This window comes from Nocardia sp. NPDC058176, from assembly GCF_042883805.1.
Classification (GTDB): Bacteria; Actinomycetota; Actinomycetes; order Mycobacteriales; family Mycobacteriaceae; genus Nocardia.
Genome location: NZ_JBHVVA010000006.1, coordinates 328025 through 342261, shown reverse-complemented (window position 1 = coordinate 342261; position 14237 = coordinate 328025). Strand labels below are relative to the sequence as shown.

The 14237-nt window shown below is 70.2% G+C and carries 14 protein-coding genes; 11 read left to right on the top strand and 3 right to left on the bottom strand.

What is annotated here, in order from left to right:
* Positions 1-52 precede the first annotated feature (52 nt).
* From ACFVVM_RS28110 to ACFVVM_RS28080, 7 genes are all read left to right on the top strand, one after another.
* A complete protein-coding gene (locus ACFVVM_RS28110) occupies positions 53-853 on the top strand; it encodes a LytR/AlgR family response regulator transcription factor (RefSeq protein ID WP_387624269.1) in 801 nt (266 codons plus the stop codon).
* A gap of 298 nt (positions 854-1151) precedes the next feature.
* Positions 1152-1517, top strand: a complete 366-nt coding sequence (locus ACFVVM_RS28105; RefSeq protein WP_387624363.1) for a hypothetical protein — start codon at positions 1152-1154, stop codon at positions 1515-1517.
* Between the two features lie 437 nt (positions 1518-1954).
* Positions 1955-3709, top strand: coding sequence for a cation acetate symporter (locus ACFVVM_RS28100; RefSeq protein ID WP_387624266.1), 1755 nt, complete (start codon positions 1955-1957; stop codon positions 3707-3709).
* 151 nt (positions 3710-3860) lie between these two features.
* Complete coding sequence (locus ACFVVM_RS28095) at positions 3861-4217, top strand: DUF485 domain-containing protein (protein WP_387624263.1); 357 nt, start codon at positions 3861-3863, stop codon at positions 4215-4217.
* A complete protein-coding gene (locus ACFVVM_RS28090; RefSeq protein WP_387624260.1) occupies positions 4214-5839 on the top strand; it encodes a cation acetate symporter in 1626 nt (541 codons plus the stop codon). The genes ACFVVM_RS28095 and ACFVVM_RS28090 overlap by 4 nt, the downstream gene beginning before the upstream one ends.
* Before the next feature lie 74 nt (positions 5840-5913).
* Complete coding sequence (gene acs, locus ACFVVM_RS28085) at positions 5914-7857, top strand: acetate--CoA ligase (protein ID WP_387624257.1); 1944 nt, start codon at positions 5914-5916, stop codon at positions 7855-7857.
* Between the two features lie 23 nt (positions 7858-7880).
* The gene (locus tag ACFVVM_RS28080; protein ID WP_387624254.1) at positions 7881-8513 is read left to right on the top strand and encodes an LON peptidase substrate-binding domain-containing protein; all 633 of its coding nucleotides are present in this window, start codon (positions 7881-7883) and stop codon (positions 8511-8513) included.
* 5 nt (positions 8514-8518) lie between these two features.
* Here ACFVVM_RS28080 and ACFVVM_RS28075 read toward each other — a convergent pair whose 3' ends face one another.
* On the bottom strand, positions 8519-8983 hold the full coding sequence (locus tag ACFVVM_RS28075) for a VOC family protein (RefSeq protein WP_387624251.1): 465 nt from the start codon (positions 8981-8983) through the stop codon (positions 8519-8521).
* 141 nt (positions 8984-9124) lie between these two features.
* Between ACFVVM_RS28075 and ACFVVM_RS28070 the strand changes: the two genes are divergently transcribed.
* Positions 9125-9985, top strand: coding sequence for a TIGR03619 family F420-dependent LLM class oxidoreductase (locus ACFVVM_RS28070; protein ID WP_387624249.1), 861 nt, complete (start codon positions 9125-9127; stop codon positions 9983-9985).
* A 108-nt stretch (positions 9986-10093) separates the two neighbouring features.
* Here ACFVVM_RS28070 and ACFVVM_RS28065 read toward each other — a convergent pair whose 3' ends face one another.
* A complete protein-coding gene (locus ACFVVM_RS28065; protein ID WP_387624246.1) occupies positions 10094-10792 on the bottom strand; it encodes a hypothetical protein in 699 nt (232 codons plus the stop codon).
* Complete coding sequence (locus ACFVVM_RS28060; protein WP_387624244.1) at positions 10792-11745, bottom strand: hypothetical protein; 954 nt, start codon at positions 11743-11745, stop codon at positions 10792-10794. The genes ACFVVM_RS28065 and ACFVVM_RS28060 overlap by 1 nt, the downstream gene beginning before the upstream one ends.
* 163 nt (positions 11746-11908) lie before the next feature.
* On the opposite strand from ACFVVM_RS28060, the gene lspA reads away from it, so the two are divergent.
* Genes lspA through ACFVVM_RS28045 form a run of 3 tightly spaced genes read left to right on the top strand, consistent with a single transcriptional unit; the run spans position 11909 to position 14176 of the window.
* Positions 11909-12451, top strand: coding sequence for a signal peptidase II (gene lspA, locus ACFVVM_RS28055; RefSeq protein WP_387624361.1), 543 nt, complete (start codon positions 11909-11911; stop codon positions 12449-12451).
* Positions 12448-13374 (top strand): RluA family pseudouridine synthase, encoded by a 927-nt coding sequence (locus ACFVVM_RS28050; RefSeq protein WP_387624241.1) that lies wholly within the window; start codon positions 12448-12450, stop codon positions 13372-13374. Before lspA ends, ACFVVM_RS28050 begins: the two co-directional genes overlap by 4 nt.
* Positions 13367-14176, top strand: coding sequence for a hypothetical protein (locus ACFVVM_RS28045; RefSeq protein ID WP_387624238.1), 810 nt, complete (start codon positions 13367-13369; stop codon positions 14174-14176). Before ACFVVM_RS28050 ends, ACFVVM_RS28045 begins: the two co-directional genes overlap by 8 nt.
* Positions 14177-14237: the final 61 nt, after the last annotated feature.

Here is a 14237-nt window from a genome sequence, read left to right as displayed (position 1 = left end):
GTCGCGGCGACTCGACCGCAGCCCGGAGACCGCCGGTTACGATGGGTGGGCTGTGACCTGGAACACCGATGAACCCTCGACCGCGCTGCGGGTGCTCGCCGTCGACGACGAGAAACCGGCACTCGACGAACTCGTGTATCTGCTGAGCACCCAGACCGGGGTCGGTGAGATCCATCGGGCGGGTGAGTCGACGAGCGCGCTGCGGTTGTTGCGGGCGCATCCGATCGACGCGGTGTTCCTCGACATCGATATGCCCGGGCTCACCGGGATGGAGCTGGCCGGCATCCTGTCGGAGTTCGCCGAGCCACCCGCGGTCGTGTTCGTCACCGCGCACGACGATCACGCGGTGACCGCGTTCGATCTGGGCGCGGTCGACTATCTGCTCAAGCCGTTGCGCGGGGCGCGACTGGCCGAGGCGGTGCGGCGCATTCTCACCGCCAGGTCCGCGCCGGTGGCGGCCGCGCCCGCGCCGGAACCGGCGCATCCCAGTGAGGTGATCCCGGTGGAACTCGGCGGTGTCACCACGCTGGTGCACCGCGCCGATGTCGCCTGGGTCGAGGCCGACGGCGACTACGCGCGCCTGCACACCGGCACCGGTTCGCACCTGGTGCGTATCCCGCTCTCCGCGCTCGAATCCCGCTGGGAGGATGCCGGTTTCCTGCGCGTGCACCGCTCGTACCTGGTGGCCTTGCGCCTGGTCACCGGGTTGCGCAGCGCCGGGTCCGGCACCGTGGTCTGCCTGCGTGCCGAGGGTGCGACGGCCGCGGTGGAACTGCCCGTGAGCAGGCGCCAGGTCCGCGAACTCAAACAGCGACTCGTCCACGGTCCACGGCAGAACTGGTCGCAGCGTTGACCCGCCCGCCACGCGAACGATCGAGGCCGCGACAGCTGCTCGGCCGTTCTGGCCGTGCCGGAACCGGTGGCGGCCACGAGGCCCGCCTCGCCAACAAGTGGCACCGACACGACAGATCGGGCCACGGCCGAGCGCGATGCCGTGATGTCCGGACGACACCGCGAGTAGGCGATGCCGAAACGGCGGCTCGCACACACACCACGGCACCGGCCGCGATCGGTGGACGACTCCCGACCAGCGCTCGGGCGGTGCCGAAATGGTGGCTCGCGCACAGCCTGAGCACGCCCGGGGCACGGCGGTGACCGGCCCGCAGCGGCCACCGCGTGAGCGGGTGGTGCTGGCACAGCGGCGGGGTGCGCGGCAGGTGCGGACCCGGACCGAAGTGGTCGAGCAGACCGATCTGGGTGCCGCGCTCATCGGCGGGCTGATTCGCGCGCAGCTGGGGTTGGCACTGCGCCTGGCGCTGGTGACGGTGGCCGGGTTCGGCGCGCTGCCGCTGCTGTTCGGGATCGACGCGATCGCCGAGACCACGGTGGTCGGTATCCGCCTGCCCTGGTTGGTGCTGGGCGTGCTCGCGTTCCCCGCGCTGTACGGGGTGGGTCGGCTGTATGTCCGTCTCGCCCAGCGCAACGAGGACGACTTCCTGGAACTGGCCGGGGACTGACACGTGCGCGCCCGCATACTCCGCACCCCACCGGCGGCACCCACGCGACACCCCGCACCGCACTTCGAGACCCGCCACAATCGCCGTCCGCTGCCGAACCCGGACCCCGCGCCGACGAACGAATCCTTCGCGAACTCGACCGATCCACGGCGAGCGACAGCCGGTTTCACGGTCGGCACGTCGCCGCCGCTACCGTCCGTGCAGCCGATGCCTGTCCCCACGCCCCGATCGGCAACAACCGTGCCGACATCGGCAACCCGACACGGTCGCGGCCCCGGGTCGAACCCGGACCAGTGCCCGACAATCGTCATGGCGCCGCTGGCGACCCAGCCCGCGGACCGCCACAATCGCTCGGCATCAGGGCGCGGCGGCCGATTCACCGACCGCGCCCGACAGCGAGGCCCCGCCGCTGCGGGTGCGGGGCCGGGGATCGGCCGATGAGCACCGACAACCCCGCTCTCACGATCACCGCGCTCCTGCTGGCCGCACTCGCCACCATCGGGATCGGGTTCTACGGAGTTCGGCTCTCGCGCACCACCTCCGACTTCCTCGTCGCCTCCCGCACCGTGGGTTCGCGCTGGAATGCGGCGGCGATCTCGGGGGAATACCTTTCCGCCGCATCATTTCTCGGGGTCGCGGGGCTGATCGCCAAGTACGGGGCCGATGCGCTCTGGTATCCGGTGGGATTCACCGCGGGCTATCTGGGCCTGTTGATGTTCGTCGCGGCACCGCTGCGCCGGTCGGGCGCCTACACCGTGCCGGACTTCGCGGAGTTCCGGCTGGGGTCGATTCGGTTGCGGCGCATGGCCGCCGGGCTCGTCGTGCTGGTGTGTGCGGTGTATCTGATCCCGCAGTTCCAGGGTGCGGGGCTGACGCTGCACATCCTGCTAGGGCTCCCCGCCTGGGTGGGGGCTGTAGCGGTCGGGGCGATCGTGCTGGTGAACGTGATCGGCGGCGGGATGCGGTCGGTGACGCTGGTGCAGGCCTTCCAGTACTGGCTGAAGCTCACGGCGGTGGCGATTCCGGCGCTGGTGCTGGGGCTGCACTTCTTCGCCGACGAACGCCAGGTCGGTACCGCGGCGCCGCCGACGGTCGAGCAGCGGACCACCGTCGACATCTCCACCGATGTCGTGGTGCACCTGGATGTTTCACAGGTGGTGACGATCACCGGCACCGTCGACGGTCGCACCGAGAACGGGTCGGTCACGCTGTCCCCCGGCGACCACACGCTGGCCAAGGGCACCGAGTTGATCCTGGAACCGGGCTCGGCGGTCCCGGTGGTGGCGGGCGCGCCGGCCGACGGCGCGAGCTGGGTGAGTTCGGGCGGCGGGTTCGGCGGCGAACATCCGCGCTACCAGGTGTTCTCGCTGATGGTGGCCACCTTCCTCGGCACCATGGGCCTGCCGCATGTGCTGGTGCGCTTCTACACCAACCGCGACGGCGCCTCGGCGCGCCGGACCGCGCTGACCGTGATCGGCCTGGTCGGCGTCTTCTACCTGTTCCCGGTCCTGCTCGGTGTGTTCGCCCGCCTCTACGTGCCGCAACTGCTGATCACCGGCGCCTCCGACGCCGCGGTGGTCCTGCTGCCCGGCGCGGTGCTCGGCGGACTGGCCGGGCAACTGCTGGCCGCGCTCGCCGCCGCCGGGGCGATCGCGGCCTTCCTGTCGACCTCCTCGGGACTGCTGGTCAGCCTGGCGGGCGTGCTCAGCACCGATGTCCTGCGCGGGCGGATCCGGGACTTCCGCGCGGCCGCGCTCGTCGCCGGATTGGTGCCGCTCACCCTGGCGCTGGCCGTCGCGTCACTCGATCTGTCCCGCACCGTCGCGCTCGCCTTCTCGGTCGCGGCGTCGACCCTGTGTCCGCTGCTCGTGCTCGGCATCTGGTGGCGCGGGCTCACCGCGACGGGGGCGGCGGCGGGCATGCTCACCGGCGGCATCACCGCGGGCGGGGCCACCGTGCTGGCCGTGCTCGGCGGGGTCTCCACCGAGTGGGCCGATGGTTGGCCCGCGGCGATCATCGACTATCCGGGCGCGGTCAGCGTGCCCCTTGCGTTCGCGGTGACGATCGTGGTCAGCCTGCTGACCACCGGTCAGGATCAGCGCACCGTCGCCGGGGTGTTCCTCCGGATGCACGCGCCCGAACGGCTCGGCATGAGTGCCGATCGCGACCCGGAAACCCCCGTCGACCGCTGATCTTTCGCCGACCGTTCGTCGCACCGGATCGACCGTTCACCGCACGAGCGGCCACCTTCACCGAGTGACCCACGCCACATCATCCGCGGGCCGATCCGGCGACCTACCGTCATCTCCACGCACGACCCCCCTCACGTCAGGACCACCGAGCATGACCGAAACCGACACCGAAGCCGCCCCACCCGGGCGCACGCCGAGTGCCGAAGAATTCCTCGCCGTGCAGGCGAGCCCGCAGTTCCAGGATCTGCGAAACCGGCTGCGCCGCTTCGTCTTCCCGATGACCGCGCTGTTCCTGCTGTGGTACCTGAGCTATGTGTTGCTCGGCGCGTACGCGCACGACTTCATGGCCACCGAGGTCTTCGGCAATGTCAACGTCGGCCTGCTGCTCGGCCTCGGGCAGTTCGTCTCCACCTTCCTCATCACCGGGCTCTACGTCCGATTCGCCAATCGTGAGCTGGACCCGCGCGCCGCGGCCATCCGCGAGTACCTCGAGGAGGATCGCGCATGAGCACCCTCGCCGCGGGATCGACGGTGGGCAATCCGCTCGCCAATATCGCCATCTTCGGCTTGTTCGTCGTGGTCACCATGGTCGTGGTGATCCGGGCCAGCCGCAACAACTCCACCGCCGCCGACTATTTCACCGGCGGCCGCGGCTTCTCCGGCCCGCAGAACGGCGTCGCCATCGCCGGTGACTACCTGTCGGCGGCCAGCTTCCTCGGCATCGCGGGCGCGATCGCGGTCTACGGCTACGACGGGTTCCTGTATTCGATCGGGTTCCTCGTCGCCTGGCTGGTGGCGCTGCTGCTGGTGGCCGAAATGCTGCGCAACACCGGCAAATTCACCATGGCCGACGTGCTCAGCTTCCGGCTCAAGGAAGGCCCGGTGCGCACCGCGGCCGCCCTGACCACGCTGACGGTCTCGCTGTTCTATCTGCTCGCGCAGATGGCAGGCGCGGGCGGCCTGGTCGCGCTGCTGCTCGACATCTCCAGTCGCGCGGGACAATCGCTGGTGATCGCGGTCGTCGGCGTGCTGATGATCGTGTACGTGCTGGTCGGCGGGATGAAGGGCACCACCTGGGTGCAGATCATCAAGGCGGTGCTGCTGATCGCGGGCGCCGGGCTGATGACGGTGCTGGTGCTGGCCAAGTTCGGGTTCAACTTCTCCGAGGTGCTCGGCGCCGCGCAGCAGGCGGTCGGCGGATCGGCCAGCGAGGCGGTCGCCGCACGCGATGTGCTCGCCCCCGGTGCGCAGTACGGCGGCAGCGAGATGTCGAAGCTGAACTTCCTGTCGCTGGGCCTGGCGCTGGTGCTGGGCACCGCGGGTCTGCCGCACGTGCTGATGCGCTTCTACACGGTCCCGACCGCGAAAGAGGCGCGCCGCTCGGTGGTCTGGGCGATCGCGCTGATCGGCGCCTTCTACCTGTTCACCCTGGTGCTCGGTTACGGCGCGGCGGCCATCGTCGGCCCGGACCGGATCCTCGCCGCGGCGGGCGGACAGAACTCGGCGGCTCCGCTGCTGGCGTTCGAACTCGGCGGCGTGATCCTGCTCGGCGTGATCTCGGCGGTCGCCTTCGCGACGATCCTCGCGGTCGTCGCCGGGCTGACGATCACCGCCTCGGCCTCCTTCGCGCACGACATCTATGCCAGCGTGCTCAAGAAGGGCAAGGTCGACGAACTCAAGCAGGTGCGGGTCTCGCGGATCACCGCGGTGGTGATCGGCGTGCTCGCGATCGGGCTCGGCATTCTCGCCAACGGCCAGAACATCGCGTTCCTGGTGGCGCTGGCCTTCGCGGTGGCGGCGGCGGCGAACCTGCCGACGATCCTGTACTCGCTGTTCTGGCGGCGGTTCAACACCACCGGCGCGCTGTGGTCGATGTACGGCGGCCTGATCTCGACCATCGTGCTCATCGTGTTCTCCCCGGCGGTGTCGGGCACCCCGACCTCGATGATCACCGGAACCGATTTCCACTGGTTCCCGCTGTCCAACCCCGGCATCGTCTCCATTCCGCTCGCCTTCGCGCTCGGCATCATCGGCACCTTCGTCGGTGGCCGGGACGAGCAGGTCAAGGCCGCGGAGATGGAAGTGCGGGCCCTGACCGGCGTCGGTGCGGAGAAGGCGATCTCGCACTAGCGCTACCCCTGCCCGTGCCGGTGGTGTCCCCACCGGCACGGGCCAAGCCTCGTTTGTTTCGAAGGAGATTTCTTGTGACCGGTGCAGTGACCGACCCCACCCGGCCCGACCACGCGAGCGCCTACCCGCCTGCCGCGGAGTTCGTCGCGCGGGCCAATGCCGATGCCGCGCTGTATGAGCGGGCGACGACCGATCGCGACGGTTTCTGGGCCGAGCAGGCCAACCGGCTGCACTGGCACAAGCCTTTCACCGAGGTGCTGGACTGGTCCGATGCCCCCGTGGCGCGCTGGTTCGGTGACGGCGAGCTCAATGTCGCCTACAACTGCGTGGACCGCCACGTCATCGACGGGCACGGCGATCAGGTCGCCATCCACTGGGAGGGCGAGCCGGGCGATTCGCGCGCGATCACCTATCGCGAACTGCTCGACGAGGTTTCGCGCGCGGCCAATGCGTTCACCGCGCTGGGACTCGTGGCCGGTGACCGGGTGGCCGTCTACATGCCGATGGTGCCCGAGGCGATCGTGACCATGTTGGCCTGTGCCCGTTTGGGTCTCACGCATTCGGTGGTGTTCGCCGGGTTCTCGCCGACGGCACTGCGCCAGCGGGTCGACGACGCGCGGGCCCGCCTGATCGTGACCACCGACGGTCAGTGGCGCCGGGGATCGGCGGCGCCGTTGAAGTACGCGGTCGACGAGGCACTGGGCTCGGACCCGACCTCGGTGGAGCACGTGCTGGTGGTGCGCCGGGTGGGTCTCGACGTGCCGTGGACCGAGGTCCGCGATCTGTGGTGGGACGAAACCGTCTCGCTCGCTTCGCCTTCCCACGAAGCACAGCCGTTCCCCGCCGAGCATCCCCTCTTCATCCTCTACACCTCCGGCACCACCGGAAAACCCAAGGGGATTCTGCACACCACCGGCGGCTACCTCACCCAGGCCGCCTACACCCATCACAACGTCTTCGACCACAAAGCGGGCGACGACATCTATTGGTGCACCGCCGACATCGGCTGGGTCACCGGACACAGCTACATCGTCTACGGACCGCTCGCCAACCGCGCGACGCAGGTCGTCTACGAGGGCACCCCGAACTCCCCCAACGAACACCGGCACTTCGAGATCATCGAAAAGTACGGCGTCACCATCTATTACACGGCCCCTACCCTGATCCGCACGTTCATGAAGTGGGGACGCGAGATCCCCGACGCCCACGACCTCACTTCCCTGCGCCTGCTCGGCTCGGTCGGCGAACCGATCAACCCCGAAGCATGGCGCTGGTACCGCGAAGTCATCGGCGCCAGCAAGACCCCGATCGTGGATACCTGGTGGCAGACCGAGACCGGCGCCATCATGATCTCCCCGCTGCCCGGCGTCACCGCCACCAAACCGGGCGCCGCGACGGCACCGCTGCCGGGCATCTCGGCCGAGGTCGTCGACGACGACGGCACCCCGCTCGGCAACGACGAATCCGGCCTCCTGGTCCTGGACCAGCCGTGGCCGTCGATGCTGCGCGGCATCTGGAACGACATGGACCGGTACCGCGAAACCTACTGGCAGCGTTTCGCTTCCGAGGGCTGGTACTTCGCCGGTGACGGCGCCAAACTCGACGCCGACGGCGACCTGTGGATCCTCGGCCGCGTCGACGACGTCATGAACGTCTCCGGGCACCGCATCTCCACCGCCGAGGTCGAATCCGCGCTCGTCGGACATCCCGCGGTCGCCGAGGCGGCGGTGGTCGGCGCGACCGACGACACCACCGGGCAGGGCATCGTCGCCTTCGTCATCCTCACCGGCTCGGCCGCGCCCGGCGATTCCCTGGTCACCGAGCTCAAGGCCGCGGTGTCGCTGGAGATCAGCCCGATCGCCCGTCCGCGCGAGATCCATCTCGTGCCCGAACTGCCCAAGACCCGCAGCGGCAAGATCATGCGCAGGCTGCTGCGCGATGTCGCCGAGGGCCGCGAACTCGGCGACACCTCGACCCTGGTCGACCCGACCGTGTTCGAGGCGATCGCCGAGAAATGAGCGACACCGGGCATGCTGTGACGGTGGAGATCCCTATGTTCCCGCTGGGTGCGGTGCTGCTGCCCGGTGAGCCGCTGTCGTTGCAGATCTTCGAGCCGCGCTATGTCGCGCTGGTCGAGGACTGCCTCGACGGCAGCCGGGAACCGGAGTTCGGCGTGGTCCTCATCGAACGCGGGCACGAGGTCGGCGGCGGTGATGTGCGCACCGACGTCGGCGTGCGCGCCAGTATCACCGATGTGGTCGAGTTGCCGGGCTCGCGGTTCCGTCTGCGGTGCACCGGCACGGATCGCATCCGGGTCCGCGATTGGCTGCCGGACGAGCCCTACCCGCGCGCGAAGGTCGAGAACTGGCCCGACGGCGTCGGCGCGGACGACACCGAACTCCTCGCCACCGTCCGCGAACGCGCCGACCGGCTGCACGACCTGACCGCCCAGCTCGCCCGGCGCTCGGGAATCCGGCAACCACCACCGTCGGCATCCCTGCGCGACCTGCCGGAGGACCCGAGCGCCCGCTCGTTCGAGATCACCGCCCGCCTGCCGATCGGCCCGACCGACCGGCACACCGCCCTGGCGGCACCCGACCCCACCACCCGCCTCCAGCACCTCGTCACCGCGGTCGACGACGCGATCGCCATGATGGAGTTCCGCCTGCAGTAGGGAGGTCAGCCCTCCATGACGGCGGCCATGCGGCGTTCCATTTCCTCGGGTGGAACGTCTTCGACGTGGGTGGCGACGGTCCAGCGGTGGCCCCATGGGTCTTCGAAGGTGCCGGTGCGGTCGCCGTAGAACTGGTCGGCGAGGGGGGTGATCTCGGCGGCGCCCGCGGCGAGGGCCTTGGCGAAGGCGGCGTCTACGTCGCGGACGTAGACCATGAGGTTGACGGGGGTGCCGCCGACGGTCTTCGGGTCGAGGAAGCCCAGTTCCGGTACGGGGTCGCCGACCATCAGGACCGACTCGCCGACGAGGAGTTCGCTGTGCATGACGGTGCCGTCGGGGCCGGGCATCCGCATGCGTTCGGTGGCATCGAAGATCGCGGTGTAGAAGTCGATCGCGGCCGCGGCGCCCGCGCAGGACAGGCCGGGACAGATCGACGGGTAACCAGCGGGGATGGGGGAAACATCAGACATCGGATACCTCCGGGTCGAGGTTGATGCTCGGACGTTGTCGAGCCTATTCCCCTCGCCGGTCCGGGGAAAGGGCCTTCCGGCGAGCCGGAAAGGCTGGTAGAACTTGTTTCAGTTTTTGCTGTCTATCCGGAGGGCCGGGACGTGCGGTACGGGGTTGTTTTGTTCACCAGTGACCGGGGCATCACGCCCGCCGATGCCGCGCGGGCCGCCGAGAACGCGGGGTTCGACGCGTTCTACGTCCCCGAGCACACCCATATCCCGGTGGTGCGCGCCGCGGCCCATCCGCAGACCGGGGACTCCTCGCTGCCCGACGACCGGTACCTGCGCACCCTCGACCCGTGGGTCGCCCTGGCCACCGCGGCCGCGGTCACCGAGCGGATCACCCTGTCGACGGCGGTGGCACTGCCCGCCGAGCATCATCCGATCACCCTGGCCAAGACCATCGCCTCGCTCGATCACCTCTCCGGTGGCCGGGTGGAGCTCGGCGTCGGATTCGGCTGGAACACCGACGAACTCACTCATCACGGGGTGGACCCGAAGAAGCGGCGCACCGTGCTGCGGGAGAACCTGGACGCGATGCGGACGCTGTGGTCGCAGGAGGAAGCCGAATTCGCCGGTGACTTCGTGAATTTCGGGCCCAGCTGGTCGTGGCCGAAGCCGGTGCGCGCCGGGGTGCCGGTGCTGCTCGGCGCGGGTGGCACCGAGAAGTCCTTCGGCTGGCTGGCCAAGAACGCCGACGGCTGGATCACCACCCCGACCGAGGGCGAGCTCGGGGACAAGATCGATCTGCTGCACCGGGTCTGGCGCGAGGCCGGTCGTGAGGGCACCCCGCGGGTGATCGCGCTCGCCGGGCGCCACGACAGCGCGCAGCTGGCCAAGTGGGCCGAGGCCGGGGTCACCGAAGTGGTGTTCGGGCTGCCGGATCGTTCGGCCGAGGAAGTACTCGGTTACATCGCCCATCTGGGCGGGAAGATCGCGCCGCCGGTGCCCGTCAACGGGTAGGACAACCGATCTGTCGCACCCGGCTACGACCACGTACCGGCGAACACGATGGTGCCGCCACAGGCCGGGCGGCACAGAGACGATCGCGCAACGGTGACCGACAGTGTCTCAACCGCGTAGTTTGCGGACCTGGGCGGCCGTGAGGTCGGTGAGGACGCCGGGGTCGACGGTTTCCGGCGCGGTCACCGTGACCTGGACCAGCGTGTTGCCGACCTGGACCAGGGTGGTGGCCGAGGTGAGGGTCAGGCCGTCGCTGGTGGCGGTCAGCAGGAAGGCCGAGCTCGCGTCGCCCGCGGGCGGCTGGGGCAGGTCCTCGGCGCGGTAGTCGATGCGCACGCCCGCGTCGTCACCGGAGTAGGTGGTGCAGCGGCGGGGTTGCGCTTGCAGCGCGTCGAACGCGGCGGCCAGTGAGGTGTCCGGGTAGCTGGCGGCGTCGATGTCGATGGTGGCGTAGCTCGGACCGGCGAACTGGACCGACGCGGCAGCGGCCGAGCCCGGCCATTGCTGCGCGATCGGAGTCAGCAGGCGCGCGCAGTCCGCGGGTTCGGTCAGGGCGATCGGCGGGACGGGCGAGGAGTCGGCGCCGGTGCGCGGTGGGACGACGGCGAAATCGCCGGGGAGGTCCTCGGCCGCGAGCAGTCCCGCCGACAGCTGAGCCGGATCACGGACGACCTCGCCGGACCCCGGTGCAGCGGAGGGGGCCGGGCTGAACGGCGCGCCGGAGTCATCGGAACCGCACGCCACCACCACACTCAGCGCGGCGCACGCCGAAGCGGCCGCGCTCGCGCGCAGCAGAGTCGAACGCATCATTCGACCCAGGACACGCGGGTCGACTGGGTCTGCACGAGGGTGCTCGCGCTGTAGGAATCACGGTAGGTCTGCTGGCCACCGACCTCGATGGTGCCCGAGACCGGCAGGGGCAGACCGAGATCGACGGTGATCGTGCCCGCGCCCTCCATCACGTAGCCCTCGATGTCGAGCGCGCCCGCGTCGTTGGGCAGCAGCCAGACCGAGTCGGTGGGGTTCTGGCTCACCTGCAGATCGATGGTGAGCCGGTCGCCGTCGCGGCCCACCAGGGTCGCCGTGGTGACCTGGTCGAGGCTGACGCCGCCGTTGATCTGCTGGTGCACCGTCCACACCGCGCCGACCCCGACCGGTTCGTCGGGGAACGCGATCGAGCGGTACACGGCCTGATAGAAGGCTTGTTCGAGGGCCGCGCGCGCGGAGTTCGGGGTATCCGGCGACGGGGCGAGGCGCAGTTCGGTGATCGCGCCGAAATCGCTCATTCCCAGCCCGGCCTGCGAGCCGTCGGCGGCGGTGAACGCCTTGTTCAGCGCCGGGTCGGGAGTGGTGACGGCGCCGAGCACGAGGTCGACCCCGTCGGTGCCCGCCGAGGCGGTCATCGGAATCGTCAGTGCCGCGGGCGAGAGGTCGCGCGCGGGCTGGTCGTTGACCTGCTGCTGGATCTGGTAGTCGGTGCGCAACGTCACCTCCTGGGTGGTGCCCACCGCGTAGCGCGGGCGCAGCAGGTCGCGCGGCTCGTCGCCGGGCGAGACCAGCGTGGTGGCCGCGGCCGAGATCGGCACGGTCACCTGCTTGCCGATGCCGAGCGGCTCGAGGCCGTCGACCTCGGCGGGCGACGGCGACCGGTCGGCGCACCCGGCGCCGAAGGTGGCGAACCCGAGCACGAGCGCCACGACCAACACCCCGGGGCGCGCGATGCGGGGTAAGCGGGAACTAGACAACACCGTCACAGCCATCAGCGTACGACCGCTTCCTGAGTAACAGCTGGGACTCCCCGGCACCGCGACGCGCGCCCGATCACCACTAGGGAATGATGGACGCGTGAGTGAAGACCGGCCATCCGACAACGCTGCCGTCCCCGAGACCGGCGACGACACCGCGGCACCGGCGACCGATGCCGTGCCAGCGGCCGCCGACGAGCCGAAACTCGCTGGTCGCCGACGGTTGCCGCTGCTGCTGATCATCGCCGCCGTGCTGTTCGGATTCGACCTGCTGACCAAGTGTCTCGCCGTCGCCCTGATCGAGCCCGGCGAATCGGTGCCGATCATCGGTGATTTCGCGCGCTTCACCCTGGTGCGCAATCCGGGCGCGGCGTTCTCGATGGCGACCGGCATGACCTGGCTGCTGACGTTGATCGCCGTCGCGGTGGTGATCGGGGTGATCCGGATCGGGCGCACCCTGCGTTCGCTCTGGTGGGCGATCGGGCTCGGGATGGTGCTCGGCGGCGCGCTGGGCAATCTCGTCGACCGGTTCTTCCGCTCCCCGGGTCCGCTGCAGGGCCATGTGGTCGATTTCGTCGCCATCGGCTGGTGGCCGGTCTTCAATGTGGCCGACTCGGCCATCGTGTGCGGGGCGATCCTGTTGGTCGCGCTCACCGTCTTCGGCTTCGAACCGGACGGCACCCGCAGCGGTCGCAAACACACCAGCGAGGAGACCGCGTGAGAGAAACCAGAACGATGCCCGTACCCGACGGACTGGACGGGATGCGGGTCGACGCGGGCCTGGCCCGGCTGCTCGGACTGTCACGCACCGCGGTCGCCGCGCTGGCCGAGGAAGGGTCGGTGCAGATCGACGGGACCGCCGCGGGCAAGTCCGACCGGCTCACCGCGGGCGCCTGGCTGGAAGTGATCTTCCCCGAACCCAAGCGGGAAGTGACCGTCGAGGCCACGCCGGTGGACGGGTTGAAGATCCTCTACGCCGACGACGACATCGTCGCCGTCGACAAGCCGATCGGCGTCGCCGCGCATCCCGGCGTCGGCTGGACCGGACCGACGGTGGTCGGCGGGCTGGCGGCGATGGGCTACCGCATCTCCACCTCCGGCGCGCACGAGCGCCAGGGCATCGTGCACCGCCTCGATGTGGGCACCTCCGGGGTGATGGTGGTCGCCCAGTCCGAACACGCGTACACGGCGCTCAAGCGCGCCTTCAAGCAGCGCACGGTCGACAAGCAATACCATGCTCTCGTGCAGGGACACCCGGATCCGAGCAGCGGCACCATCGACGCGCCGATCGGGCGGGCGCGCGGCAACGCCTGGAAGTTCGCGGTGACCGGCGACGGCAGGCCCAGCGTCACCCACTACGACACGATCGAGGCGTTCCAGTCCGCCAGCCTGCTCGACGTCCACCTCGAGACCGGCCGCACCCATCAGATCCGGGTGCACTTCTCCGCGGTGCGCCACCCCTGCGCCGGTGACCTCACCTACGGCGCCGACCCGACCCTGGCCAAGCGCCTCGGCCTGGAACGGCAGTGGCTGCACGCGCGCCAGCTCGGGTTCAACCATCCCGCCGACGGCCGCTGGCTCGAGATCACCAGTGAGTATCCCGCGGATCTGGCGGGCGCCTTGGACGTACTACGCAATGCCTGACGACCCGCGGTCGTCCGAACCGTCGCCGACATCGGCGCCGGACGGCCGTGGGAGCAGTCGAGGCGGGTCCGTCGACGGGGAGGTCCTGGCGGCGCTGATCCGCGAAGCGGGCGACGCACCCGCCGCGCCCCGGGACGGCTGGCGCGAACACCCCGTGCGCACCGCGGCGTTCCTCGGCGGTGCGGTGGTGCTCGCCGTGGTCGTGGTGGTCCTCGGGATCATCAATCCGCGACCATCGATGGCCGTCGCGACCGACCGGCTCGGCCCCGCACCGGGCGAGCAGGTCGACGACTACCTGAGCGAGGCGCGCGCGTCACTCGACGGGGCAGGCACCGAGCCCCGCTGGGCGCTGGTCTCCTTCACCGAATACCTGACCCCGCAACAGATTCCGGCGGCCGCAGACGGCCTCCGGATCTCCGGGGTGATCCAGCACGTGCCGATCGACCGGGTACAGACCCCGGTGATCACGGTCGGCACTCCCGCCGGGGACATTCCCGCGCTGAACTCCGCCGACGCGGCGGCCGGACTGCTCGCCGCCCAGCGCCAACTGGATCAGCGCACCACCGACATCGCCCGGATCACCGAGGCCCGCCTGCGCGCCGGCTGCGCCTGCACGGCCGGGCTCGTGGTGCGCGGCACCCTCCCCGAACTCCGCGAGCTGGCAGGCCGACCGGGTGTCCGCGCGGTCCAAGCCCTCCCCGCCGACGCCATCGCCGGACGCTTCGCGGTCGCGCCCCTGCTTCCCGGGTCGACCGGCACGATCACCCCCACCCCGGACGACGGACCCGTCCCGGCCGAATAGGGTGCGGCTGGTCCGGGTGCCCCTCTTCCATCCCGGTCCGGCCACGGTCTCGGTGACACGG